The organism is Bifidobacterium sp. SO4 (assembly GCF_018555355.1).
In the GTDB taxonomy this organism is placed as follows: Bacteria; Actinomycetota; Actinomycetes; order Actinomycetales; family Bifidobacteriaceae; genus Bifidobacterium; species Bifidobacterium miconisargentati.
Genome location: NZ_JAFEJP010000003.1, coordinates 1 through 23826, shown reverse-complemented (window position 1 = coordinate 23826; position 23826 = coordinate 1). Strand labels below are relative to the sequence as shown.

Annotated in this window: 22 protein-coding genes and 1 pseudogene; 11 read left to right on the top strand and 12 right to left on the bottom strand. The window is 64.7% G+C overall.

All coding sequences use genetic code 11. The features are described from left to right. Nucleotides 1-4: 4 nt before the first annotated feature. The 8 genes from JS536_RS03055 to JS536_RS03020 all read right to left on the bottom strand — a co-directional run bounded on the left by JS536_RS03055 (nt 5) and on the right by JS536_RS03020 (nt 7894). Complete coding sequence (locus tag JS536_RS03055; protein ID WP_214355729.1) at nt 5-1528, bottom strand: DUF3375 domain-containing protein; 1524 nt, start codon at nt 1526-1528, stop codon at nt 5-7. Between the two features lie 313 nt (nt 1529-1841). After that, the gene (locus tag JS536_RS11945) at nt 1842-3041 is read right to left on the bottom strand and encodes an ABC transporter permease (protein ID WP_214355854.1); all 1200 of its coding nucleotides are present in this window, start codon (nt 3039-3041) and stop codon (nt 1842-1844) included. Further along, nucleotides 3034-3810 (bottom strand): ABC transporter ATP-binding protein, encoded by a 777-nt coding sequence (locus JS536_RS03045; protein ID WP_346427454.1) that lies wholly within the window; start codon nt 3808-3810, stop codon nt 3034-3036. Before JS536_RS03045 ends, JS536_RS11945 begins: the two co-directional genes overlap by 8 nt. Continuing rightward, nucleotides 3807-4925, bottom strand: coding sequence for a peptidoglycan-binding protein (locus tag JS536_RS03040; RefSeq protein WP_214355728.1), 1119 nt, complete (start codon nt 4923-4925; stop codon nt 3807-3809). Before JS536_RS03040 ends, JS536_RS03045 begins: the two co-directional genes overlap by 4 nt. Before the next feature lie 179 nt (nt 4926-5104). Beyond that, on the bottom strand, nt 5105-5512 hold the full coding sequence (locus JS536_RS03035) for a hypothetical protein (protein WP_214355727.1): 408 nt from the start codon (nt 5510-5512) through the stop codon (nt 5105-5107). A gap of 102 nt (nt 5513-5614) precedes the next feature. Further along, nucleotides 5615-6475, bottom strand: a complete 861-nt coding sequence (locus JS536_RS03030) for a hypothetical protein (RefSeq protein ID WP_214355726.1) — start codon at nt 6473-6475, stop codon at nt 5615-5617. 213 nt (nt 6476-6688) lie between these two features. Then, complete coding sequence (locus JS536_RS03025; protein WP_214355725.1) at nt 6689-7588, bottom strand: hypothetical protein; 900 nt, start codon at nt 7586-7588, stop codon at nt 6689-6691. A gap of 21 nt (nt 7589-7609) precedes the next feature. Beyond that, complete coding sequence (locus tag JS536_RS03020; RefSeq protein WP_214355724.1) at nt 7610-7894, bottom strand: hypothetical protein; 285 nt, start codon at nt 7892-7894, stop codon at nt 7610-7612. Here JS536_RS03020 and JS536_RS03015 point away from each other — a divergent pair. The 6 genes and pseudogenes from JS536_RS03015 to JS536_RS02990 all read left to right on the top strand — a co-directional run bounded on the left by JS536_RS03015 (nt 7893) and on the right by JS536_RS02990 (nt 14070). Further along, nucleotides 7893-8564 (top strand): response regulator transcription factor, encoded by a 672-nt coding sequence (locus tag JS536_RS03015; RefSeq protein ID WP_214355723.1) that lies wholly within the window; start codon nt 7893-7895, stop codon nt 8562-8564. The two genes, JS536_RS03020 and JS536_RS03015, sit on opposite strands and share 2 nt — an antisense overlap. After that, a complete protein-coding gene (locus JS536_RS03010; RefSeq protein WP_214355722.1) occupies nt 8561-10147 on the top strand; it encodes a HAMP domain-containing sensor histidine kinase in 1587 nt (528 codons plus the stop codon). The genes JS536_RS03015 and JS536_RS03010 overlap by 4 nt, the downstream gene beginning before the upstream one ends. A 106-nt stretch (nt 10148-10253) precedes the next feature. Further along, nucleotides 10254-10892, top strand: coding sequence for an MptD family putative ECF transporter S component (locus tag JS536_RS03005; protein ID WP_214355853.1), 639 nt, complete (start codon nt 10254-10256; stop codon nt 10890-10892). 155 nt (nt 10893-11047) lie between these two features. Further along, a pseudogene (locus JS536_RS03000) lies at nt 11048-11743 on the top strand (energy-coupling factor transporter transmembrane component T); the annotation flags it as partial. Nucleotides 11744-11817: 74 nt separating this feature from the next. Beyond that, nucleotides 11818-13263, top strand: a complete 1446-nt coding sequence (locus JS536_RS02995) for an energy-coupling factor ABC transporter ATP-binding protein (protein WP_240544228.1) — start codon at nt 11818-11820, stop codon at nt 13261-13263. A gap of 141 nt (nt 13264-13404) precedes the next feature. Beyond that, on the top strand, nt 13405-14070 hold the full coding sequence (locus JS536_RS02990; protein ID WP_214355719.1) for a hypothetical protein: 666 nt from the start codon (nt 13405-13407) through the stop codon (nt 14068-14070). A 138-nt stretch (nt 14071-14208) separates the two neighbouring features. Here the strand turns inward: JS536_RS02990 and JS536_RS02985 are convergent, their stop codons facing one another. Further along, on the bottom strand, nt 14209-14916 hold the full coding sequence (locus tag JS536_RS02985; RefSeq protein ID WP_214355718.1) for an SDR family NAD(P)-dependent oxidoreductase: 708 nt from the start codon (nt 14914-14916) through the stop codon (nt 14209-14211). 107 nt (nt 14917-15023) lie between these two features. Then, on the bottom strand, nt 15024-16625 hold the full coding sequence (abc-f, locus tag JS536_RS02980) for a ribosomal protection-like ABC-F family protein (protein WP_214304475.1): 1602 nt from the start codon (nt 16623-16625) through the stop codon (nt 15024-15026). Between the two features lie 191 nt (nt 16626-16816). Between abc-f and JS536_RS02975 the strand changes: the two genes are divergently transcribed. Then, a complete protein-coding gene (locus JS536_RS02975; RefSeq protein ID WP_240544227.1) occupies nt 16817-18793 on the top strand; it encodes a bifunctional ADP-dependent NAD(P)H-hydrate dehydratase/NAD(P)H-hydrate epimerase in 1977 nt (658 codons plus the stop codon). Nucleotides 18794-18973: 180 nt separating this feature from the next. Beyond that, nucleotides 18974-19603 (top strand): HAD family phosphatase, encoded by a 630-nt coding sequence (locus JS536_RS02965; RefSeq protein ID WP_214355717.1) that lies wholly within the window; start codon nt 18974-18976, stop codon nt 19601-19603. Nucleotides 19604-19786: 183 nt separating this feature from the next. On the opposite strand, the gene JS536_RS02960 is transcribed toward JS536_RS02965, so the two are convergent. After that, on the bottom strand, nt 19787-20011 hold the full coding sequence (locus tag JS536_RS02960; protein WP_214355716.1) for a helix-turn-helix transcriptional regulator: 225 nt from the start codon (nt 20009-20011) through the stop codon (nt 19787-19789). 324 nt (nt 20012-20335) lie between these two features. Between JS536_RS02960 and JS536_RS02955 the strand changes: the two genes are divergently transcribed. The 3 genes from JS536_RS02955 to JS536_RS02945 are packed head-to-tail and all read left to right on the top strand — an operon-like array spanning nt 20336 to nt 22514. Beyond that, on the top strand, nt 20336-21556 hold the full coding sequence (locus JS536_RS02955; protein WP_214355715.1) for a tyrosine-type recombinase/integrase: 1221 nt from the start codon (nt 20336-20338) through the stop codon (nt 21554-21556). Next, complete coding sequence (locus JS536_RS02950) at nt 21553-22188, top strand: type II toxin-antitoxin system antitoxin SocA domain-containing protein (RefSeq protein ID WP_214355714.1); 636 nt, start codon at nt 21553-21555, stop codon at nt 22186-22188. The genes JS536_RS02955 and JS536_RS02950 overlap by 4 nt, the downstream gene beginning before the upstream one ends. Next, a complete protein-coding gene (locus JS536_RS02945) occupies nt 22188-22514 on the top strand; it encodes a hypothetical protein (protein WP_214355713.1) in 327 nt (108 codons plus the stop codon). The genes JS536_RS02950 and JS536_RS02945 overlap by 1 nt, the downstream gene beginning before the upstream one ends. Before the next feature lie 197 nt (nt 22515-22711). Here JS536_RS02945 and JS536_RS02940 read toward each other — a convergent pair whose 3' ends face one another. After that, entirely contained in the window at nt 22712-23590 is an 879-nt protein-coding gene (locus JS536_RS02940; protein WP_214355712.1) for an Abi family protein, read from the bottom strand. Nucleotides 23591-23826 lie beyond the last annotated feature (236 nt).

Genomic DNA, 23826 nt, shown 5'->3' with positions numbered 1-23826 from the left:
TCGCTCATCCTTGCCTCACGATCTCGTCCAGTTCGTCCCGTGTCGTCAGTATCGGCCGTGTTATCCAGTCGCGTTGAGCGCCGTCCAGTGTGATGCAGTGCCAGGTGACGCCGGTCGCATCGTCGGAGCATGGGATGGCGCCAAGGAATCCGACCAGTTCGCTTTCGCGTCGCTCCTCGTCCGGCAGGCGGTTGAAGCTTGCGGCCACGTCGATGCGCCCGTCCGTGCGTATGGCCGGATCATGGCGGATCAGGGCGATCATGCGATGCAATCGTGGCCCGCCGCCGATGATCATCGACTTGAGGTCGACCGGTGACGTATCGTCGCCTTGGGCCGGTCGCATGTCGGACAGGCCGGGGGCCGCGGATCGCGTCATCGAACGTGCCGGACGTGTCGGCAGGGCCGCGAACTGGGCGCCCGCGCTGTTGGTCGGGTATGGCCGTGAGGCGTCGTTCGGGTGCGCTTTCGCGTCGGCGTTGAGTCGTACGAACAGGCGGTTGAGCGTGCCGAGCATGGTGCGGTACCGTGTGTCGGTCTGTTGGCGGACCAGTCGGCTGACGGCTTCGTCGGAGACGCGCATCTGGCCGCGTACCGCTTCGATGCCTTCGTAGATGCGGGCGAGTTCGTCGCGGATCTGGTCGAGCAGGGCACTGGATTCGCCGGCCAGATACGGGGTTTTCGCGATGTCGCGCAGCGCGTCGTCGATCTGCTGGCGGCCTTCGTCGGTGATGATCACCTGGAATGCGTCCTCGAAACGTCGACCGCTGTCCGATTCCCGGAACGAACGCCGGTATTCCTCGTGATAGGCGGTGAGGATCTCGTCGACGCTCATGTCGCCGCCCTGCATGCGCCGGCGGAGGGCGTCGCCGTTGTCGCGTTCGGCGAGCACGAGTTCGCGCAGGTCGATGGGCACACCGCGCAACGTGTTGTGGATGACGGCGATCACGTCCCTGACCTGGTCGTCGCTGAGTGCGGCGTGCTGCTGGCCCTGTTGGATGCGTTTGATCTCGTGCCGGCGTTCCTTGATCTCCTGGTTGAGCAGACGTACCCGTTCGCCCGGGTCGGCGGTCAGCTGCATGCGCGCGTGCTCGATCTCCATGATGATGGAATTGGCCTGCGCGCCGGACAAGGTGCGGGTGTCGTCCTCGAGCCGGCCGAGCGCGTCGATGGCGCGATGGGCGCGGGCGGTGAGCCGGTAGAGGAACCGGTGGGATGCGGCGTCGTGCGCGTTGGCGAGCCATGCGTAGTCGCCGTCGCCTTCACGACTCAGATCCACGAGGATCTGGTGCGCCGCCTCCGCATACGACTGATCGGGTTTGGGCGTGTAGTCGCCGGCGTCGGCGAGGGCGGACAGGCTTTGTGCGAACCGTTCCTCGAGGGTTTCGCGCGGCAGTTCGCCGGTCAGGGGGTCGAACGCGGCGCGCAGGAGGGCCACGTAGAGTTTGGCGTTGGCCCGCAGCAACAAGCGCAGCACGCCGGTCTCGTAGACCGGTCGCAGCCGTTCCATCTCCCGTCTGACATCGCCCATCGATCGTCGCCTCGCTTTCCCGTCGGCTTACAAGGCTATCATCCGGGGCGTTGATCGCGGAGCGCACGCCGGCGTGTGCCGGGGGTGGGCGAATTGTGCTTGACTTTATGCTCTGTTACGCCAAGGTGATATTGAACCGGCCAGACTACCCCTCAGTCGGCTTCGCCGCCAGCTCATCCTGCAATTAAGGACGAACTTCGTTCGAGACCTGCTGGCTCGACTGTCGTCTCGCACATCGCCTACAAACAGCTCCGCTGTTTGCGCTTCACGGCAATGTCCTGACAAGGGGAGCCCAGAACAGGGTCCTTCGCCGTTATTCGCCGCGCAACGCCTCGGTGGGGGTCAGACGCGCGGCGCGTGAGGCCGGGTAGAGGCCGGCGAGGATGCCGACCAGCACGGCCGCGCCCCAGGCCATCGGCAGACCGGCCCAGTCGAGGGCGGGCGGCTGTCCGGCGCCGACCGCGACCGACATGGCCGCCCCGGCTCCGATCACCACGCCCGTGAACCCACCTATGGCGGACAGGAGCGCCGCCTCGGCGACGAACTGCAGGCGTATGTTGCCGGGCGTGGCCCCGAGGGCCCGTCTCAGGCCGATTTCGCCCCGGCGTTCCATCACGGTGACGATCATCATGTTGGCGATGCTCATGCCACCCACCGCGAGCGCGATCACGCCGATCATGAGCCCCAATGCGGTCAGGGAGTCGTTGGTGGCGTTGCGCGCCTGGGACAGGTCGGCGGATGCGGTGACGGACACGTTGCCGCCGGCGAGGTTCGCGGCGTGGGCGATCATGCGTCGCAACGATTCGGCGTTGCCGGGCGTGGTACGCACGTAGATCTGGCTGATCGCGCCGATCGATTCCGCCTGGTCCGGGTAATGGTCGAGGGTCCATCGGGCGCCGATGATGACGGACGAGTTGATGGCCTGCGCCTGCGGGACGGGGTCGAGGATGCCGATGACCCCGTACCATTCGTTGTCGATGAGGATGCGGTCGCCGGACTCGTTGACGCCGAGACGGTAGGCAGCCTCGGAGCCGAGGACCGTGACCGGCAGACTCTCGTTATGCGCGTCGATGCCGCGCCCTTGGGCGAAGGAGACGTCCACGGCCTTGAGCGCGCCGGGCCGCATGACGGCCACGGCAAGCGCGTTGCCGTTGGTTTTGGGTACGAGCTCGTTCTTGAAGACCTGCGCGCTCGCGGGCGGGGTGAGGAACACGCCCACCCGTTCGACCGCGGGTTGCCGGGCGATGGTTTCGGGCGCGTAGTCGGGCAGCGGCACGGGCTGTCCCGTCGCGTCCTGTCCGGGGGCCACGACCTGCAGGTTCGCGCCGAGCGCGTCGAGTCGGGCGAGCAGGGCGGCCTGGTTGGAGGCGGCGATGCCGGAGAGCGCCACGTACGCGGCGACGCCCAATGCGATGCCGAGGGAGGCGAGGATGGTGCGCGAGACGCGGCCGGTGGCGCCGATCCATGCCGCGTGCAGGAGGTCGGCGATGCGGGTGGCGAGCGGTTTACGCATGGCGTGCGCCTCCTTCGTCGAGTTCCGTGACCACGCCGTCCTGGATGTGCAGGCGTCGCGGGAAGCGTGCGGCGATGTTCGGGTCGTGGGTGACGGCGACGAGGCTTGCGCCCTGATCGGCCGCCCCGAGCAGCAGCTCGATGATGGCGTGGCCGGTGTCCGTGTCGAGCGCGCCGGTCGGCTCGTCGGCGAAGATGATGTCCGGCCGTTTGGCGAGCGCGCGGGCGATGGCCACACGCTGCTGTTCGCCGCCGGACAGTTGCGAGGGCCTGTGATGCAACCGTTCGCCGAGACCGACCTGTTCGAGCGCTTCGGCGGCCTGCGCGCGGCGTTCCCTGCGCGGCAGACCGGTGTACTGCAGGCCGGTCATCACGTTCTCCAGGGCGGAGACGGTGGCGATCAGGTGGAACTGCTGGAACACGAATCCGATGCGTTCGGCCCTGAGATCGCTGCGGCGTCTCTCCCCCATCGCGGCCACGTCCTCGCCGTCGTAGGAGAGCATGCCGGAGGTAGGCATGTCCAGCGTGCCGAGCAGCGAGAGCAGCGTGGATTTGCCCGAGCCGGACGGGCCCACGATGGCGATGCGCTCGCCACGGCCGATGGTCAGCGTCGTGGAATGCAGGATCTCCAGCGGACTGCCGTCCTTGCCCGCGAACGCCTTGGTGACGTGGTCCAAGGTGAGCAGGGCTGTATCTTCCAGCTTTTCTCGCCGAAAGGAGTCGCCGCCGGGGGCGGCTGCGGGAAGCCCGGTAATCGGCGTTGCGCTCACGAGACCACCACCTTGTCGCCGACCTTGAGCCCGTCGGCCTTGGTGATCTGCGCCTGGGCGCCCGCCACCAGTCCGATCTCGACCTTGATGCGTTCGAGCCCGTCCCCGCGAATCACCTCGACCGCGTACGAGTCGCCGGTGCCGGCGATCAGCGCGGTGACCGGCACGATGAGCGTCTCCTCGTTGGCGGCGTTCGCGTTCGGCACGATGATCTGGACGGTCGCGGGCCCGAATTTCGCCACCTGCGTCTGGTCCGGGAAGTCGATGCGCGCGGAGGGCGAGGTGGTCTGCCCGTCCTTGCCGGTGGGCTGGCCGCCTTGGTCGACGGCGGCGATCGTGGTGTCGATCGTGGTGTTGTCCGGCAGGATCACCTGCGCCTTGTCGCCGGCCTTGAACGTGGCGGCCTGGATGGCGGTGATCGTGGACTGTGCGTGCAGGGTCACGCCCGTGTAGCTGGCGGGGCTCACGTTGGTCTCGCCGAGTTTGGCGGTCACGGTCTTGATGCGGATGGGTGCGGCGGAGGCCACGGCCACGGCGGAGGGTTGGAAGACGCCGTTCGCCGCATCGCCCGTGAGTCCGAGCGAATACAGCTGCCATTGGCGGACGGCCTCCTTGGTGTAGGCGTCGAAATGGTTGTCCGGCACACCCCAGAAGTAGCCGAGCTCGGCCAGGTTCTGCTCGAGTTGGGCCACGTCCGGCCCGTCCGTGACGCCGGTGTCCAGGGTGCGCCAGAAGGGACGTTCGCCGTGGAAGAGCACGACGGGAACGCCGTCCATTTCGTACACCTGCTCGCCGGTGCCGATCTGTTTGCCGGCCACCGGCAGTTGGGTGATGACGCCGGTTGCGGCGGCGAAGTCGGAGGCGTCGTCGTATTGCAGGGTGGCACCGAGCCGGGTTTCGGCGTTGAGCACGCCCTTGGTGACCGGCTGCGCGCGCAGGGTGGTCACGTCGACCTTCTGCGCGGATTGCTGACCGGCCGAGGTCATGTGGCCGATGAGCGTCCATGGTTTCATGACCGCGCAGGTGACGGCCAGGCCGATCACGGCGACGAGGGCGATGACGATGGTGGCGATTCTGCGGCGTTTGGAGAACCGTCGTGCTTCCGTTCGCGTCATGATGTTTGCTCCTTGTGTGCGTTTTTCCGGAGGGACTCCCCTCAGTCACCTTCGGTGACAGCTCCCCTCAGAGAGGGGAGCCGATGATGTCGTCCGATCTTGGCTCCCCTCTTTGAGGGGAGCTGGCTCGCGTAGCGAGACTGAGGGGAGCCGCAATCGAGGGAATCAAAAAGAATGGTTCAGTGTGCCGCCTGCTGGACGGCGAAGGTGTCGTACGGGTAGTCGCCTTCCCAGCCGATGATCACGGGCACATCGTTGACCGGGCATTCCTGGAAGAAGCGGCGCACGTCCTCTTCGGGCACGGTGTTCGGGATCACGATGGTCAACGGATGTTCGCCGCTCGGGTCGGCGATCCAGTCGAAGCCCTTGGCGCGGGCGTCCTGTGCGTATTTCAGCACGGCGGCCTTGTCCTCGTCCGAGGCGTTGGCGTCCCTCGGCTCCGTGCTGAACGTGGCTTGGGCGAAGTCGGGGTTCTGCGCCTCGCAGGCCGCGTAGTCGGCCTGTCTGGAGGCGTACGGCGTGCCGGCCATGGCTTGCGCGAGCTTGGTGTATCTGTTCCCCGTTCCGGTATCGTGATGCGTTTTCATGATGACTCCCCCATATCCTCATTCTTCGTTCCGGTTCATCGGTGAATCGACCAGCGGCTCAACATGGAGCAGTCCCATACCTCGTTGTCGGGCTTCGCGCGGTCAGGAGGCCACGCCCATGGCCTCGTCCATCACCTTGGTGTAGTCGTAGCCGAAATCCTCGGCCGTGCCGTCGAATCCGAAGGTGATGCTTGCGTCGCCAACCGGGCATTCCTTGAAGAAGCGGCGCAGCTCGTCCTCCCCCACGGTTTTGGGGATGAGGATGGTGGTCGGCTCGTCGCCGGTCGGGTCGGCAACCCAGCTGAAGCCCTTGTCGCGCGCCTTCTTCGCGTAGTCAAGCGCCGCCTGCTTGTCCGCGCCGGAGTAGCTGGGCGTCTGGTTCAGGTCCTGGGCGGGCTGGGCGAAGTTCGGGTTCTCGGCCTCACAGTCCGCATAGTCCTGCCGTTTCGACTCGTACGGGCTGCCGGCGAGCGCGGTGGAATCCTTGAACGCCACCCACACGGTGCCGTAGTCGATGGAGGTGAACATGGCGTTGGCGTACATCTGTTGGGTGGCGGAGTCGGTGCTCACGCTCATGCCGTCGTTGCCGGATTCTACAGGCTGTCCGTTCGCGTCGAGCATGCGCAGCATGACCATGTTCTTGGTGGTCGGCGTCTTCATTTTGCCGTTCGCGTCGGGCACTCCGGGGGCGGCCGTAGCCTGCGCTTCGAAGCCCTTGCCGGTCAGGCAGGAGACGAATTTCTTGGCGTTGGCGTCGGTCGTGAGGTTGTCGGTGGCGTTGGATTCCGAGCCTGCGGCCGTGCCGGAATCGCCCGTATCGGTTGCCTGGTTGGTGAACGGCATGGAGCAGCCGGCGAGCGCCGTGAGGCACAGGCCGGAGGCGATGACGGCCGCCAACGTGCGGCGGAACGGGTGTCTGGCGGTGTGGCGGAGGTCGAAGTCGTGATCGAGGCCGATGGTCATGACGGTTCCTTTCGTGTGAACGGTCCGTGTGTGGTTGATGGTTCCATCCAACCCCGCGTGCGGTGGCGGGTCGGTGTGAAATCGTCTTACTTTCGCCTTACCGAGGACCTGGATTGTTGGGACAGACCGAAAAACCAACATTGGCTATGGAAGACTGCCCCTCAGTCGACTACGCCGGCAGCTCCCCTGACAAGGGGAGCCAAGACGGAGGCACTACCGTTCTTCGATGAGACGGTTGTAGGCGGAGCATTCGCCGGTGCAGAAGGTGCCGAACGGGATGCCGTCGTGGCTGGGCCACTTGTCTCCGGAGTAGGTGTCGTAGAAGCGTCGCAGTTCCTCGTAGGACACGTCGGATGGGATCTCGACCGACTTGTCCTCGCCGGGCGCGGGGTCGGCCATCCAGTCGAATCCGTCCTTGCGGGCCTGACGGGCGAAGTCGATGAGCGTCTGCTGCGCCTCGGCATCCGATCCCGCCGCGGACGCGCCGCCGGCTGCGGTGACGTTCGCCGAGTAGTTCGGTTGCGCGAAGTCGGGGTTCTCCCGCTCGCATGCGGCGTAGTCGGCCTGCTTGTCCGCGTAGATGGAGCCGGCGAGCGCCTTGGAGTTTTTGAATCCCACCCACATGCCTTCGTCGGCGGAGACGATGCTGTACATGATGTCCGGGTAGAGCGGGTCGGAGTCCCCGCTGATCTCCATGCCCGGTCCGGGGATGATCGGGGTGCCGTCCGCTCCGAGGCGTCGTACCACCACGGTGGTCTGCGGTGCCGCTTCGGCGGTCGAGCCGACGGGCAGCAATGCGTAGCTTGCCGTGACTTTGGCGTCGAATCCCTTCCCGACCAGGCAGGCGGTGAATCGTTTGGCGATCGTCTCCAGTTCGGCCGTACTCAGGTCGGCGGACGGGCCGGTGGCGGAGTCGTCCGCAGCACCGGACGTGCCGGTCGTCGTTTCGGCCGTGACGCCGCCGGCCGGTTTGTCGCGTCCGCCGTCGTCGGCGGTCGTGGCCGGCGACGAGCAGGCGGCCATTCCAATCAGGCAAGCCACGGCCAGCGCCGCGGCGCAGGTGTTTCGGATTACCGCCGCGATGGCAGTGCTGCGGCCCGCATGTCGGTTCATCTTCGCTCCCCTTTCCTCCGATCATCCCGAGGCGTCGATGCCTTGGGATTCCCGCGCGACCCGGTTCCGCTTGCCACCGTCCTTCGCGGGTTTCGGAATGATTCCATTCAATCCCACGGCCGGTGCCGGCATGGTGAGGAACATGATTACCTTCGCCTTACCTTGCGCGGCGCAGAATGGGCCGATAATGGGATAGGACGGATCCGGTCGCCATTCATCGGCCGGCGGACGGCCGCATCGCACCGGCGATGCGCATCCTGCGGCATGCGGATGGATGGGCGTCGCGGGATGGAAGGGGTATGGCATGAGGATTCTCATCGTGGAGGACGACCGGGAACTGGCGGCCGCGTTGGACGACGCGCTGCGATACGAGGGGTACGCCACATCGTTGGCGGCCACCGGCGTGGAGGCGCTGCGCATCCTCGCCGAGCAGAACGTGGACATCGTGCTCCTGGACCGTGATCTGCCGGTGCTGTCCGGCGACGCGGTGATGGCCACGATCGCCGCGAACCGCATCCCCGTGGCGGTCATCATGCTCACGGCCGCCGCCGAGGTGAGCGACCGTGTCAGCGGTCTGGACCTCGGCGCCGACGACTATCTGACCAAACCGTTCGCCTATCCGGAGCTGCTGGCCCGCATCCGCGCCCTGCAGCGCCGCGCCGGCAAGGGCCAGGCCACGGCGGCGGTGCTCGCGCACGGCGATCTGACGCTCGATACCACGCGCCGCCTCGTGTTCCGCGACCACGGGCAAACGCTCGTCAAGCTCACTCCCAAGGAGTACGGCGTGCTGCTCGAACTCATGCGCGCGGACGGCGGGTATGTGACCGTCGCCGAACTGTACGAGACCGTCTGGGATGATGCGGCCGCCGCGGAACCGGCCGATGTGATCAAGACCACCGTCTACTCGCTGCGTCGCAAACTGGGCGACCGCGACGCCATCGAATCCGCGCGCGGGGAAGGATACCGGCTCGCATGAAAACCCACCTGTTCCCGTCGTCCCTTGCCGCCGGTCCCATGCACGTTTTCCGATCGCTGCAGGCCCATGCCGTCGCCATTGCCGGCAGACTCATGCCGAAATCGTTTCGTGCGAAGATCACGCTGGCCATCGCGCTCATCATCATCGTGATGATGACGGCGCTCATCGTCACGCAGAACATCGTCGTGGCGCGCACCACCGCCGAGGCGAACCAGACGATGACCATGTGCGCGAACGAGGACGGCACGGTCTCCGTGACCACCGGCTCGGACGCCGAGAACGACCCCGCCGCCAATGGCACCGGAGATTACGCGGTGGTCTGCTACACGGGCGCGAAACGCAACCTCGACGGCATGGAGTTCTACGTGCCCTACACCTCCCAGGAATGGGACGCGGCGAAGGACAAGACCAAGAACGGCCCGTGGATCCTCGACGAATACAACGGCGTGATGATCAACACGGCGAACGCCGTCACCAACACGCTGACCACCACGATGCGCACGGTCTCGATCATCGCGCTCGCCGTATTCGGCGTGTTCGCGGTAGTGGCGGCATGGCTCATCGGCACGATGCTCTCCCGGCGCGTGACCGCCGTGGACCGTCAGGTGGCCGCATTGCAGCCGAACGACCTGACCGCTCGGCTCGACGTGAAACCCGGTCACGACGACATCGATCGTCTGGTCGACTCGATCAACGGCATGCTCGACCGTGTGGAGGCGGCCTCGGAGGCGGAACGCCGGTTCGTCTCGAATGCCTCGCATGAGTTGCGCACGCCGATCGCCGCCGTGGAGACCAATCTGGACGCGCCCCTCGCGCAGGGAAGGTTCCCGGCCGACGTGGAGCCGTCCGTGCGGCGCGCGCTCGCCGCCAACCGTCGCGGGGCCGCGCTCGTGCAGGCGTTGCTGACGCTTTCGCGCATCCAAAGCGGCACCATCGGCGGCGGACGGGTGTCCGGCGATGGTGGGCCGGCGCATGACCGGGCCACCGCCACGGTTACGGTCGCCTCGCAAACCACGGATCTCCGGGCGTGCGTGGACAAGTCGCTGGCCGATATCACCGGTTCCGCGGCCGAGCACGGCATCACCGTGGACGTGACCGGTTTCGGGGACGGGGAACCCACGTCGGATGATGACGGCACGGCAATCGTCGGAAACGCGGCACTGCCGGTCCACGCCGACCCGGCGCTGCTGGACCTTGCTGTCGGCAACCTGCTGCGCAACGCCGTGGTGCACAACGGCGAGCACGGGTCGATCGCCGTGGCCATCGATCACATGCCGGCCGCCGGCCTTGCCGATGATGCCGCCGGGACGAATCATGTAGCCGGAGGTTCCGATGCATCCGCGGGACACCGGTCGCGAACGACTCTGACCGTGACCAACACGACCGACGAGACGCTGCCCGACGACCTTGCCGAGCTCATCCAGCCGTTCCACCGCGGCGAGAACTCACGTATCAGCGCCACGCCCGGCGTGGGATTGGGCCTGTCCATCGCGGACGCCGCCTGCCAGGCGATGGGCGCGACGCTCGAACTCTCCCGCACCGATGACCACCGATTCCAGGCGTCCATCCGATTCGCCGAATAATCGAAAATTGGGTATTGCCTTTGCCTTGAATCACCGTTAGATTGGCCTGAGGAACATACCCGTCCCTCAGAAGAACGGAATCGACTTGACTTCACCGAACGCATCCATCACCCCTGACCATTCCGCAAGCACCGACGCGACCGCACCGGACAAGCCGCGCAAGCTGGAGGTGGCCGACCTCATCACCATCGGCGTGTTCGCCGCGCTCTACTTCGTGATGGTGTGCGCGGCCACGCTGGTGAGCACCCTGTTCACCGGAGGCTTCGGCTCCATCTTCCTGCCCGCCATCGCCGCGCTGATCTCCGGCTGCGTCTACATGCTGCTGGCCGCGCGTCTCGGCAAGTTCGGCGGCATCACGGTGATGGGCGTGGTCATCGGCCTGTTCCTGTTCGTCTCCGGCCATTTCGTGCTCTCGTTCATCGCCAGCATCGTCTTCCCGGTGGCCGCCGACCTCATCGCGCGCGCCGGCAAGTACAAGAGCAAGGCGCTGCTGCTCGTGAGCTACGTGGTCTTCTCCTACGGGCTCACCGGCCCGATCCTGCCGCTGTGGTTCATGAAGGACGCCTATGTGGCCAGCCTTCAGGCACGCGGCAAGGACGCGGCGTACATCGACGGCGTGTTCGCCAACATCAACACCGGCACGTTCTTCGTTTCGATGGCCGCGATCCTGGTGTGCGCGCTGATCGGCGGATGGTTCGGCCAGAAGATGTTGAGGAAGCATTTCGTCAAGGCCGGCATCGTCTGATGCGATCCTCCTTTTCCACGGAACCTGTGACGTCCGACTCCCGGGCGTCCCTTCAGCCCCCGGCGGCCACGACGGCACCGGGGGCGCCCGCATTTTCGGCCGATACCGATGGCCTTCCATCGGCCCGATCCGGCAGCTCTAGGCAATCCGGTCTCGCCGATCGTACGCTCGATCCACGCACGAAACTGTTCCTGCTGCTGACGGCCAATCTCATGCTGTTCTTCCATGTGACGCTCATCACGCAAATCATCATGGTGGTGCTGTTCCTGGTTCCGCTGGCGGTTGCGGGCCGGTGGCGACTCGCGGCGAATTTCGCGGTGCTGTACGCCGTGCTCACCGCGCTCGGCCTGCTCGACCCGGAGGCCCTGGGACTGCCATGGCTGCACGTGGCCTCCGCGCTGGCGGTGGGCGCCACGATGATGTTGCCCTGCTTCATGACCGGCGCCTACGCCTTCACCACCACGTCCGCCAGCGCGTTCATCTGCGCGATGCGTCGCATGCGTGTGCCGGAGGCAGTGGTGATCCCCTGCGTGGTGGTGATCCGGTTCTTCCCCACCATCGCCGAGGACTACCGGCAGATCCGCAACGCGATGGCCTTGCGTGGCATCGCCTCGGGCGGTTGGGGACTCGTGCGGCATCCCGCGCAATCCCTGGAATACATTCTCATCCCGCTGCTCATGAACGCCACCACCGTGGCGCAGGACCTGTCCGTGGCGGCGCTAACCAAGGGGCTCGGACGTGAGGGCGAGCATACGTCGCGTACGCTGATTCGCCTGCGTGCCGTGGATTGGCTCGCAATGGTTGCCGCGGCAATCCCGCTCATTCTTGATATCGCGGGGGTGATTCGCTGATGACGCCCGAAGTGTATTCCGACAACATGTCGTTCACTTACGAGCATGCCGACACCCCGGCATTAATGAACATCATGTTGAGCATTCCTCGTGGCCAATGCGTGGTGCTGTGCGGGGCCAGCGGCTGCGGCAAGACCACGTACTCACGTGTGGTGAACGGGCTGGCTCCGCAGTTCTTCCACGGCGCGTTCGCCGGCAGCCAGCACACCTGCGGGCTCGACCCGGCCACCACGCCCATCGACCAGCTCACCCCATTGGTCGGCAGCGTGTTCCAGAACCCGAAGACCCAGTATTTCAACGCCAACGTGACCGACGAACTAGCCTTCCCCGCCGAAAACATGGGGCTGCCGGCGGACGAGATCGACCGGCGCGTGAACGCCGTGGCCGAACGTTTCGGCGTCACGGGGCTGCTTGGCCGCAGCATCTTCCACCTGTCCGGCGGGCAGAAGCAGCGCATCGCCATGGCCGCGGCCTGCATGCTCGACCCGCGGCTGGTGGTGTTGGACGAGCCGACCAGCAATCTCGACCAGGCCGCCATCGCGGACATGCGTGTGCTCATCGAGGCGATGAAGGCCCGTGGGCTGACCATCGTCATCGCCGAGCATCGGCTTGCCTGGCTCAACGGCGTGGCCGACCGGTACGTGGTGTTCGACGGCGGGCGTATCGCCCGGCAGTACGAGGCGGACGAGTTCCTGGCGCTTTCCCCCGGTTGCATTGCCGCGATGGGGCTGCGCGCGCTTGATCTCGAACCATACCGCCGCCGCATCGCCGAATTGGAGACGCGAAGCGGCGCGCAACGGGGATTGTCCCCGAACTCCGGCGGGCGGACAACTCCAGGATCATCTCGGTTTGGCGACGCGACATCATCGGGGATGCGAAATCCAGAACCGTTGCTGTCCACGCGGAATCTTGTCATCGGCTATCGCGGACGCGACGGCTTCACCCGGCACATCCCGGACCTGGAGTTCCACGCCGGCGACATCATCGGGCTCATGGGCCACAATGGCTGCGGCAAGACCACACTCGTACGCACGCTAACCGGATTGGCCAAGCCGATTTCCGGCTCCGTCGCGCTCAACGGACGCACGGCGAAACCACGCGACCTGACCCGCACCGGATTCCTGGTGATGCAGGACGTGAACTATCAGCTGTTTTCGGACAGCGTGCGCGATGAGCTCACGATCGGCCTGGACGAGACCGACCCGGCTGTGTCGGCACAGGCGAACCTCGTGCTGGAGGATCTGGATCTCTCCCGGTTCGCGGACCGGCATCCGATGAGCCTATCCGGCGGGCAGAAGCAGCGCGTGGCCATCGGCTCGGCCCTGATGTGCGGCAAGGACCTCATCATCCTCGACGAGCCGACCAGCGGCCTCGACCGTTACCACATGGAACAGGTGGGCGAACTACTGCGGGGACTGGCCGCGCAAGGCAAGACGATTCTCGTGGTGACGCACGACGAGGAGCTCGCCGCCGGCTGGTGCACCCGCATCGTTAACCTCGAACGGACTTTCGCGGCATGAAGACGAATCGCATTTCTTGGCTCCCCTTGTCAGGGGAGCTGGCGGCGAAGCCGACCGAAGGGTAGTCAATCAACAAACAGGCAACCGGAACACAAAAATCTGCAGCAATATGTACCCATACGTACCGGAAAGGAACCCATAGTGAATACCACGCAACAGCAAACGGCGGAATTCCAGTCTTTCAACCTCTCTGATTGGCTCGGTGATTGGGAGAGTTTTGAGCACTACATCGACTCCGAGGATTCGTCTATCCGGAGTACCTGGGAGGAGGCCGAGCAGGCGGTGCTCGCCGACCCGAAGATAGCGCCGATGGCCGCCCACGGCATCCGCACGTTCTGGTCGATGGCCTGCTCGACCACGAGCCCGGAGAACATCATCCATATCGGCTACTGGACCGTCGGCGAGCCGCGGAGCGAGCAAGCGGACGTACGCATCACTTGGTACGCGGAGGACAACACCGACCTCGACACCTACGAATATCGCATCGACCACGTCATCGAGCACGGGCTGGAAGGTTCACCCACCTACGTGTTCGTGACCGACGACCCGAACGCCGAGGACAGCCCGTTCCGTTGGCTATTGGCCATCGCTCCCCTGCCCTCGCGCAAGGCGTTCGGCGAGGGCGGTCTGCTCAGCCACCTGCATTTCCAGTACGCCAATGATCTCGGCACGCTCGTCGCCGCGGGTGAGACCGAAGACGCCGGCGAAACCCTGCGCAACCCGCGCTGGTACGCCACGATGTGCGCCGACGAAGGCACTGTCGAAGACCGTTGCCGCATCATCCGCGCGCTGCATCATCTCGGCTGAGCGCAACGCAACGATCGCGCAACTACTGCCTGTTGAAGCAGCAAAATGGGCTGTAACCGCGTCCGCTTCGTCTGTACACGCGGTTACAGCCCATACTACGGAAAATCACGGCGGCCACACCGCCGCTCAACCGCGATTTCAGCTGTTGCGGTTGATCTCGATGTCCGTGACGGTGAGGTTCGCCTCGTTGATGAGGTTGAACAGAATGACCTCGGCCAGCGGGCCGGGCTGCATGAAGGTGTGCTGCTTGGCCTCGGACACGTAGTCGTGGCTGTCACGGTAGAAAGCGGTGTCGATGCCGCCGGGGTAGACGGCCACCACCTTGACGCTCGTGCCCTTGTACGCGGCCTGCAGGCTCTTGGTGTAGCCCTTCTCGCCCCACTTGGTGGCGCAGTACACGCTTTCGTTCGCGTTGCCTCGGGTGGCGGCGGTGCTCATGATCTGCGCGATCTTGACGTCCTTCTCGTCACAGGCCTTGAGCGTCTCCACGGTCCACAGGATCATGCCCTTGAGGCCCTTGAGGCACTTGTCCACGTCGGCGGCCTCGTAGGCGGTGGGCACCTTGAAGGACGGCTGTCCGGCGTTGTTGATGAGCAGGTCGATGTGGCCCAGCGCGGCGATGTCGGCCACGGATTCGCGCACGAACGCCTCATCCGTGATGTCGCCCACGTACGCGCGATACGATTCGGAGGGCCATTGCGCGGTGAGCTCGGCCTGACGCTCGGCGTTGAAGTCGATGCCGGCGACGAGCCATCCCTTGGCGATGAGCTGGCTGGCGAACTCGTAGCCGAGTCCCAGCGCGCTGCCGGTGACGATGGCGATCTTCTGTCCGTTCGCGGTGGTCATGACGCTTCCCTTCATGGTGATGATTGAGGTTTGAGGATTACGGGATCACCTTCATTATCCCGGAAGGGCTCCCCTCGGGAAGAGGAGCCGAAAAACAAGAGAAGAGATTATTCCTCGGCGACGAGCTCCAGATAGGAGTCGTTCCACAGATCCTCGTCACCATCCGGCATGAGCAGCACGCGCTCCGGGTTCAGTGCCTCCACGGCGCCCTCATCGTGGGTGACGAGCACGATCGCGCCCTCGTACTTGGCGATGGCCTTGAGGATCTCCTCGCGCGAGGCCGGGTCGAGGTTGTTGGTGGGCTCGTCGAGCAGGAGCACGTTGGCGCGCGAGGTCACCAAGGTCGCCAATGCCAGACGGGTCTTCTCGCCGCCGGAGAGCACGTGGGCGGGCTTCATCGCGTCGTCGCCGGAGAACAGGAACGAGCCCAGGATGGAACGGGCCTGCGTGTTGTCCAGTTCGGGGGCCACATGCTGCAAGTTCTCCAACACGGTGGCGTTGAGGTCGAGCGTGTCATGCTCCTGGGCGAAGTAGCCGATCTTGCAGCCGTGGCCGTAGTCCACGGAACCGGTGTCCGGCTCCTCGAGATGGGCCAGCAGACGCAGGGTGGTGGTCTTGCCGGCGCCGTTGTAGCCGAGGATCACCACGCGCGAGCCCTTGTCGATGGCGAGGTTCACGCCGGCGAACACGATGTTGGAGCCGTATGCCTTGGAGATGTCCTTGGCCATGATCGGCGTCTTGCCACAGGGCGCGGGCTCCGGGAAGCGGATGTCCGCCACCTTCTCCTTCTTCTGCGCCTCCGAGGTTTCGGACAGCAGTTTTTCGGCACGGCGCATCATGTTCTGCGCGGCCACGGCCTTGGTGGCCTTCGCGTGCAGGCGGATGCCCTGCTTCATGAGGCGTTCGGCCTTCTTCTCGGCCACCTCGCGTTCGCGGCGTCGGCGCTCCTCGTCCACCACGCGCTGGTGCAGGTAGCCCTTCCAGCTCAGCGAGTACATGTCGATCTGGCCAAGCTGCGCGTCCAGATGCCACACCTTGTTCACGGTCTCGTCCAGCAGTTCGGTGGAGTGGGAGATGACCAGGAAGCCGCCCTCGTACTTCTTGAGGTAGCCGCGCAGCCATTCGATGGAGTCGGCGTCCAGGTGGTTGGTGGGCTCGTCGAGGATGAGCGTGTCAGCATCGGAGAAGAGGATACGCGCCAGCTCGATGCGTCGGCGCTGACCGCCGGACAGGGTGCCGAGCTGCTGCTCCATGACCTCCTGGGGCAGTCCCAGCGAGGCCGCCATCGCGGTCGCCTCGGACTGGGCCGCGTAGCCGCCGGCCTTGTCGAAGTCCTGCATAGCCTTGTCGTAGCGGGTCATGGCCTTGCTCATCACGTCCGGATCCGGATCGGTCATTTCCTTTTCGGCCTTGCGGATGCGGCTGATGATGGTGGCGATGTCGCGCGCGCTCATCATGCGGTCGAGCGCGGTCTGCGTGGGGTCGGAGGCGTGCGTGTCCTGTGGCAGGTAGCCGAGCTTGCCGGAGACGCGCACCTTGCCGGCCGTGGGCAGCATGTCGCCGGTGATCACGCGCGTGAGCGTGGTCTTGCCGGCGCCGTTGCGGCCCACCAGACCGATCTTGTCGCCCTTGGCCACATGGAAGTCGGTGGGATGCAGCAACGTCCGCGCGCCGATCTGAATTTCCAGACCCTGTGCATCAATCGCCATACCTCACCCGTCGCTTTCCTTGTGATTCGTTGAAACTGCGATAAACCAACAGACCATGGTAGCGGAAGGCGTGAAGAACCACGGAAGACCGGAGGGATGCCCGTGTTCGCTGAACATGACATTGGCGGTCCGCGACCGGCGAAACCACTAAAATCGATGATTGCATATGCCGTTTTGTGAAGGGGACTGCCATGGAATACGACGATGACGCCGACCGCCGCGAGCTGCTGCTGCACAGCGCTTATGATGCCGAAACCGTGAGGGCCATGGAACGTCCGTTGCTGGACAAGGGCGTGCCATTGATGCGCATGGCCGCGCAGGCCGTGGCCCACACCGCCGCCGGGCTGCTCGACGATGAGGATCTGGCGTTGGAGGATACGTCGATCGTGCTGCTGGCCGGTGCCGGCGACAACGGCGGCGATGGCCTGTTCGCCGCGGCCGCGTTGGCGCAGGAAGGTGCCGCCGTCACGGCCGTGGCCGTGGGCCGTTCGCTGCATGAGGCCGGTTTCGCCGAGTTCGTGCGTGCCGGCGGCAAGGTGCTGGTGCTGGACCCGGCCGCCGAAATCCCCGGTTGCGCTTCGGGATTCTCGGCTGGAGAGGCCGGCGAACGCCTGCAGGCCGCGGTCTCCCTGGCCTCGAAGTCGCATCTCATCATCGACGCCATGACCGGCATCGGCATCCATGGCGCGTTGCGGGGCATCCCGGCCGCGTTGGCCGCAGCGTTGGGCCTCGACGGTGAGGTGCCGGATACTCCGGCCATGCCGGGACGTGAACCGTCCGGCGATTTCCCGCTGGTGGTCGCCGTGGATACGCCTTCCGGCGTGGGGGTGGACGATGGTTCGCTGCCGGGTCCGTATCTGCCGGCCGATGTGACGGTGACGTTCGGCGCGATGAAGCCGTGCGCGGTCCTGCCTCCGGCGACGTTCGGCTGCGGACGCATCGAACTGGTCGATTTCGGGTTCGACATCGACGATGTGGAACCCGCCGTCGAGGTGGTGGACAACGCCTTCGCTTCGGATGCGGTACGGCTGCCGCACGTCGAGGACGGCAAGTATTCGCGCGGCGTGGTGGGACTCGTGACGGGCTCCCAGCGCTACCCCGGTGCGGCCGTGCTTACCGCACGCGCCGCCGCACGCGCGAACACCGGCATGGTGCGCTACCTTGGCCCCGAACGTGCGCAGAACATGGTGCTCACGGCCCTGCCCGAGGCGGTGATGGGCAAGGGACATGTGCAGTCCTGGGTGGTCGGTTCCGGCGTGCCGAACGCCGATGCCGAAGGTGCCGACGCCGATATCCAACGTGAGACGATCGGCGCGCTGCTCCGGCATTACGCGCTGGACGGGGATCCCGCCGTGGATGATGCCGCCTACGACATGCCGCCCGTCGTGGTGGATGCCGGCGCGCTTGACCTGCTGCCGGAACGTGTGCCCGGCCAGGTGGTCATTACCCCGCACGCCGGCGAAATGGCGTCGTTGCTGAATCGGCTTGAGTCGGCCTCGCAATCCGGTGAGCGCGGAGCGGACGATACCGGTTCAGTCGGATTCGTCCATGACGGTCCGTCACAGTCCGATACGGATGCTGCGGACCGCACAGACGATGATCAGCCGTACCGGGCTTCCGCAGTCGACTTGGACGAGACCGAGCCTGCCGTCACGTCCGATGGCGATGAGGGCGATGGCGAGGTCGCGCCGACCGGCGACGGCGTCTCCGTTCCGTCTGCCGCCAACGAGGGTTCCCCCGCATACACGGCGCACGACGTGATGACACGTCCGCTGACCTGTGCCCGTCGCGCGCACGAACTGACCGGTGCCACCGTGCTGCTCAAGGGTGCTGTGACCATCGTGGTGGACGAGGACCACACGTACGTGTCCGGTAGTGCGCCCGCGTGGCTAGCCACGGCCGGCGCCGGCGACGTGCTGGCCGGTCTCATCGGCGCGCTGCTCGCCCAGCAGGGCGATGAGATCACCACGGCGGAAACCGTGACCTCGGCCGCGTACCTGCATGGCATGGCGGCGTCCATCGCCGCCGAGTCGGAGCAGCAGGGATGGCAGGAGCCGGAGCTGGTCGGTCACAGCCGCCGCCAGCGTTTCATGACGCTGGGGCACCCCATTGTGGCCGGCGACGTGATTCGCGCCATTCCCGAGGCCATCGCGGACGTGGTCGCGTAGCCGAATCGCGCGGATACCGCGAGTACACTGAAGCCGAACGGCTCTATTGAACTTGGATTGCCTGTCCCTCTCCGGTTTTCCCGGTGAGGGGTGGCGGCGGCGAAGTCGACCGCCGAGACATGGACAGTCCGGTTCGCAGGAGCAAACCGAATACCGTTTCCCGCTTGCTTGAGGAGCATCATGACCAACTCCCCCATCACCGATGTGATCTTCGATTTCTGCGGCGTGCTGCTGGATTGGAACACCCGCGCCTGTCTTGAAGGCAAGTTCCCGGACGATGTCGTCGCCCGGATTTGCGCCGACGACGACCCGTGTGGCTTCTTCCATTACGAGGACCGGATGGACGCCGGCGAGGACTTCGCCAGCATCTATCCGGACGTGGTGCGCGAACAGGGCGAGGATATCGCGCAGATCTTCAAGTACTACATTGACCATTACGCGGACGCGCTGCCGCGCACGCTGCCGGGCATGGTCGAGCTGATGGAGGACTTGAAGCGCCACGGTTACGGCGTGTGGGGTCTGACCAACTGGTCGCATGAGACCTTCCATCTGGCCTTCGAGAAGTTCCCGCGCCTGGAGCAACTGTTGGATGGCACCGTGGTGTCGGGCGTGGAGAAGCTGCACAAGCCCAACGCGGACATCTACGAGCTGGCGCTCAAGCGCTTCGACCTTAAGGCCGAGCAGTGCGTCTTCTTCGACGACACCGCCAAGAACGTGGTCGGAGCCAACGAGGTCGGTGTCCACGGCGTCCTGTTCGAAGGTGCCATCGCCGCCCGCGATTCCCTCGCCCAGCTTGGCGTCGCGTTGTAAGACGCCTTCGCTCCGGCTCCCCTCTTCCGAGGGGAGCTGTCTGCGATAGCAGACTGAGGGGAGCATCCGGATCACTTCAGGAATTCACGGTCTCATCGCATTCAGCAACCATGCTACAGCTGAGTCTTCGGAATAGTTGCTCACCGACAAATGGCTTCCCCTGGAGGGGAAAGTCACAAAAACTCACTCAACCGGATCGAAGCTGATCGTCAGCTTCCGTCCCATGCCCTGAGCCAGCGCCTCCAATGAACGGAACGACGGGTTGATATGCGCCTGTTCGATGCGGCTGATGGTGATGCGCGAGATTCCCGACGCCTCCGCCAGCTGATCCTGGCTCATGCCGGCGCTTTCCCGCGCCCTGCGCAGCGACTCCCCCACCTCCGGGTACACGTAATCCTTGTCCGCCATCGTTGGCCTCCCTACTGACGTTTCGTAAGATTCATAAGAATCAAATCAAGCATCATCTTGCATTGTCTCACGATTCGCCCGCATGCATGGAATTTCCCGGCTATAACCTGTCTTACCGACCATCCTAGATGAACCTTCTCCTTCGGATTGTTCGTAAGAGGTGTGAAAAACGTTGGAATCATGCGGATAACCCACTGTCGCAACGTCGTTTTGGGGTGGAATCCGGTGGTTTTGAAAACCCAAGTTTTCCGCCGTTCCTCGACCGTTGTACAACCGCATAGAGTGGACTATAGAGTGTACTCCCGAACCCGGTTGGGAGGCATCATGACAACGACGAGACGACGCACCAAGGGCGCCGGAGGCGTGTTCAAGGATTCGAAGGGAACGTGGCATTTCCGCCGCGAGGTGGAGCCCGACCCCGCGACCGGGGCTCGCCGCTACATCGAGTCGACGGGCAAGGTCAAGGCCGAGGCGCGCGCGAGGTTCGAGGCGAAGGTCGCCGAATACGAGCGCACCGGGCTCATCCGCTCCTCGAACAGCCCGTTCGTGCGCGACTACGCCGAACGGTGGATGGCGGAGCACAGGAACCATATCAAACCGAACTCGTGGCAGTCGGAGAACGGTTGGATGAGGACCATGTGCGAGCGGATCGGCGGCCTGCGCCTGGACGAGCTGAAACCCGAGCACATATTGAAGCTGGAACGGTTCCTGGGGCGCACGCGCGCCCGTTCCACGGTCCGATGCCACCTGTCCGTCCTGTCCGCCATGCTCAAGGATGCGGAGTACGAGGGGCTCATCGAATCCAATCCCATGCGTCATCTGCGTCTGCCGCGGGCGCGGCGCAGGCCGCGTCCGATACTCGGGCCGGACGAGCCGGCGCGGCTGATCTCCTCCACCGGCAGCTACGAGTCGGGCAGCAACGGCGGGAACTCGGATACGCCGGAGATGCGCGACATGTGGAACCTGATGTTCACGCTGGCGTTTGCCACGGGCATGCGTCCCGGTGAACGCTATGGTCTGATGCCGTTCCAGTTGGAGCGCAGGAACGGCGTGCCCGGCATCTTCGTCTGCCAGCAGGTGCAACGGTACGCGGGCGGTGTTGACGCGGTCATCCCGGACTGGCTGGATGCGACGCACCTGTATGGGGACAGGTGGCTGACCACGCCGAAAAGCGAACGGGGCAACCGGTTCGTGCCCGTCTCCGAGAAGCTGTGGAACCGTTTGTGGGGTCATGTGGCCATGTGGGGCATCGGCCCCCGTCAGCTCATGTTCGCGAATGCGTGGGGGCGTCCGCTCACGTTCAACGTGGAGAAGGTGCGGTGGAGGAAATGCCTTGCGGCGGGCGGCCTGCCCGACGTGGACATGTACAGCGCCCGGCATTGGACGTCGACGATGATCGGCGAGTCGGGTGCCGCGGATGACGAGCGCATGCTGATCATGGGGCATGCGGACATCGAGACGACCGCGATGTACACGCATTGGCGGCCGGAGGCGCTGGCGCGGACGATGAGCAGGGCGATACCCGATCTGGACGACGTCTCATGACCGCGGACGCCTTTGCCGGTGGCGTGTCCCACGACGTTCGCCATCAGGCCTCCTCCATTGCCGAGGGTATTCTGGTCGGTATGACAGCAGCGGAACCGACGACGAAGGCCCCTCCGTCGTGGAAGAGGAAGAACGACGGGCGCATAGGCGGTCCGGGCATGGATCCGGCGATCGTCGCCAATAGCGTGCTTCGGCGTTCCTTCGATGATTTCATGCCGATAAACTCGATGCAATTGCAGAAACTCATGTACGTGGTCGCCTGCCTGTATATGCGCCGGTCGGGATTGCGACTCGTCTCCGAACAGTTCCAAGCTTGGGAGACCGGGCCGGTTCTGGCAAGCCTACACGGGCGGCTGCTGTCGGATTCCGGCAACCCCGTGGGAGCGTATCTCGCTGGGGCCAACGGTCGCACGCAGTGGCTTGAGGAACGTCCCGGCAGCAATGCCCGGCATGCGTTGGATCTGACATGGAACAACCTCTCCGGGTATTCCGCGGCCAGTCTGGCCAATCTCGTCAGAGCTCCAGGGTCCGCCTGGGACAAGGCATGGCAGGCACGCTCAATGTATATAAGGGATGAGGATATGGCCGACGATGACACATTCCTCTCCGCGCTTGGTCTCGGGGGCTTATGATGGCACGTCCGATTCCTCCCGTGCCGGATGACGTGGTCAACGACGCCAGCCCGTACACCGATGATGCGCTGCCGGCTGAGATTGAAGACCTGCGGGCCTCCGACGTAACTGCTCAGGAGCAACGCACGTGGAAGGTCGAGGATTTCAAAAACAGTGCCGCGCTGCGAATCGTGGTCGTCTGTCTTGCCGTGATGACGGTTTCCGCGTTCGTTGAGCATTTCTGTCCGGTATTGTCCGGCAGTGATCCGCTGGCTGATTTATTCGATGCGTTCAAGCTGATTGCCACGACCGCGTTGGGTTTCCTGTTCGGCCGTAATTCGAAATAGCATTTTCGGGTAGGCTTCGCCCAACCTATCAACTAGGATGGGTGGTTGAAGCATCCTCCTTTCTTATTTCCTTGTTGGATTCTTCAACCGCCGGAAACGGAGTGTTGGTAGCACTCCCCCGGCTTGGCCCCGTTCGGCGTTCGCAGCGCCGGCGGGGCCTTTTCGTTTATTCAGGGTTGTCGTGGAGCCATTTCGGGTCACTCCCAGTGCAGCGGGTGCCGTAGGCCGCCCGCGTATTCCGGATGCGCGTCCAGGAAGCCGAGCAGCCCCGACGAGTATTCGTCATTCCCGTTGATCTCATCCACGAGGTACAGGAGCGCGATCAGCGCCTGCTCCACCGATTTCCCTTCGTACGCGAGACCGGGGAACCGTTTGCGCATGTCCTTGGTGACCGGCGGCACGATCACCATTTCCCGATGCCAGAGGCGACTGTGGTGCGAGCACATGTTGCGCAGGTAGACCATCGCGTGGATGATCTCGGCCGAGGTACGGATGTTCGTACGCAATCCCAGGGACTTGTACAACTGTCTGAGCGCATTGGTGTCGGAATGCAGGCCGATCATGCGGGAGATGGTGTCGAACGGCATCGTCTCAACCGCGGCCCAGATCGGCACGGGTTCGTTCCGACTGCGGTAATGGCGTATGCACACCTCGTTGGACATGTCCATCCACTTGTGCATGTTCGCGATGAGCCTGGCGCGCAGCTCCACTCCCCGCCCGTTGCGTGCGGGCTGGTACGAGGTTTCGGACAGGTAGTCGTAGGCTCCGCCGTCGAGCGCGACCAGGTATGCGAACCGGGACCTCACGGCGAGTTCGATGCGCGCGGTGCCTTTGAGTATGAGCCCGCGCAGTTCGGTGTCGAGACGGTACGGGGCGAGGAAGTCCTCGGCCGTGGTTCCCGTTTTGAAATCGTTGTCGCCATGAGCCGGGTCGTTCTGGAATGGTCGGAAGTAGCCGGACAGCCGGTAATAGTTGGAATCGAACAGTATCCTGCGCATATCGTCCGGATGTGCGATCTCCAGTCCGCGCGACTGCATGAGCGAGACCATTTCGTCAAGGGTTTTCGGGGGTTTCATCGCAGGCCTCCGAAGATGAGAGAACCTCCCGGGTTGCGCACTGTGAGGAGGCGTGGGAGGCTTCTGTTGGCGTTCATACTATCACCCGTCCTTGGTTGCGTGCATGTGTCGACGTGCCTCACGTTTTTTGAGCGCGAAATGGGTAGTGGTGCCTCACCTGGAGTGAGCGCGAAACCGGGTTGGTCTGTTTGGCTTGTCGTATGGAAGACAGGATCAGCATGGCGACGAAGCGGCAG

Excerpts from the sequence above, each read along its gene's own strand:
- JS536_RS03025 (WP_214355725.1), bottom strand. The coding sequence starts at position 7,588 with ATGAACCGACATGCGGGCCGCAGCACTGCCATCGCGGCGGTAATCCGA.
- JS536_RS02995 (WP_240544228.1), top strand. The coding sequence starts at position 11,818 with ATGTTGAGCATTCCTCGTGGCCAATGCGTGGTGCTGTGCGGGGCCAGC.
- abc-f (WP_214304475.1), bottom strand. The coding sequence starts at position 16,625 with ATGGCGATTGATGCACAGGGTCTGGAAATTCAGATCGGCGCGCGGACG.
- JS536_RS03035 (WP_214355727.1), bottom strand. The coding sequence starts at position 5,512 with ATGAAAACGCATCACGATACCGGAACGGGGAACAGATACACCAAGCTC.
- JS536_RS02975 (WP_240544227.1), top strand. The coding sequence starts at position 16,817 with ATGGAATACGACGATGACGCCGACCGCCGCGAGCTGCTGCTGCACAGC.
- JS536_RS03030 (WP_214355726.1), bottom strand. The coding sequence starts at position 6,475 with ATGACCATCGGCCTCGATCACGACTTCGACCTCCGCCACACCGCCAGA.
- JS536_RS03010 (WP_214355722.1), top strand. The coding sequence starts at position 8,561 with ATGAAAACCCACCTGTTCCCGTCGTCCCTTGCCGCCGGTCCCATGCAC.
- JS536_RS02940 (WP_214355712.1), bottom strand. The coding sequence starts at position 23,590 with ATGAAACCCCCGAAAACCCTTGACGAAATGGTCTCGCTCATGCAGTCG.
- JS536_RS03020 (WP_214355724.1), bottom strand. The coding sequence starts at position 7,894 with ATGCCATACCCCTTCCATCCCGCGACGCCCATCCATCCGCATGCCGCA.
- JS536_RS03055 (WP_214355729.1), bottom strand. The coding sequence starts at position 1,528 with ATGGGCGATGTCAGACGGGAGATGGAACGGCTGCGACCGGTCTACGAG.
- JS536_RS02945 (WP_214355713.1), top strand. The coding sequence starts at position 22,188 with ATGGCACGTCCGATTCCTCCCGTGCCGGATGACGTGGTCAACGACGCC.
- JS536_RS02955 (WP_214355715.1), top strand. The coding sequence starts at position 20,336 with ATGACAACGACGAGACGACGCACCAAGGGCGCCGGAGGCGTGTTCAAG.
- JS536_RS02985 (WP_214355718.1), bottom strand. The coding sequence starts at position 14,916 with ATGACCACCGCGAACGGACAGAAGATCGCCATCGTCACCGGCAGCGCG.
- JS536_RS02965 (WP_214355717.1), top strand. The coding sequence starts at position 18,974 with ATGACCAACTCCCCCATCACCGATGTGATCTTCGATTTCTGCGGCGTG.
- JS536_RS02960 (WP_214355716.1), bottom strand. The coding sequence starts at position 20,011 with ATGGCGGACAAGGATTACGTGTACCCGGAGGTGGGGGAGTCGCTGCGC.
- JS536_RS03040 (WP_214355728.1), bottom strand. The coding sequence starts at position 4,925 with ATGACGCGAACGGAAGCACGACGGTTCTCCAAACGCCGCAGAATCGCC.
- JS536_RS03015 (WP_214355723.1), top strand. The coding sequence starts at position 7,893 with ATGAGGATTCTCATCGTGGAGGACGACCGGGAACTGGCGGCCGCGTTG.
- JS536_RS11945 (WP_214355854.1), bottom strand. The coding sequence starts at position 3,041 with ATGCGTAAACCGCTCGCCACCCGCATCGCCGACCTCCTGCACGCGGCA.
- JS536_RS02950 (WP_214355714.1), top strand. The coding sequence starts at position 21,553 with ATGACCGCGGACGCCTTTGCCGGTGGCGTGTCCCACGACGTTCGCCAT.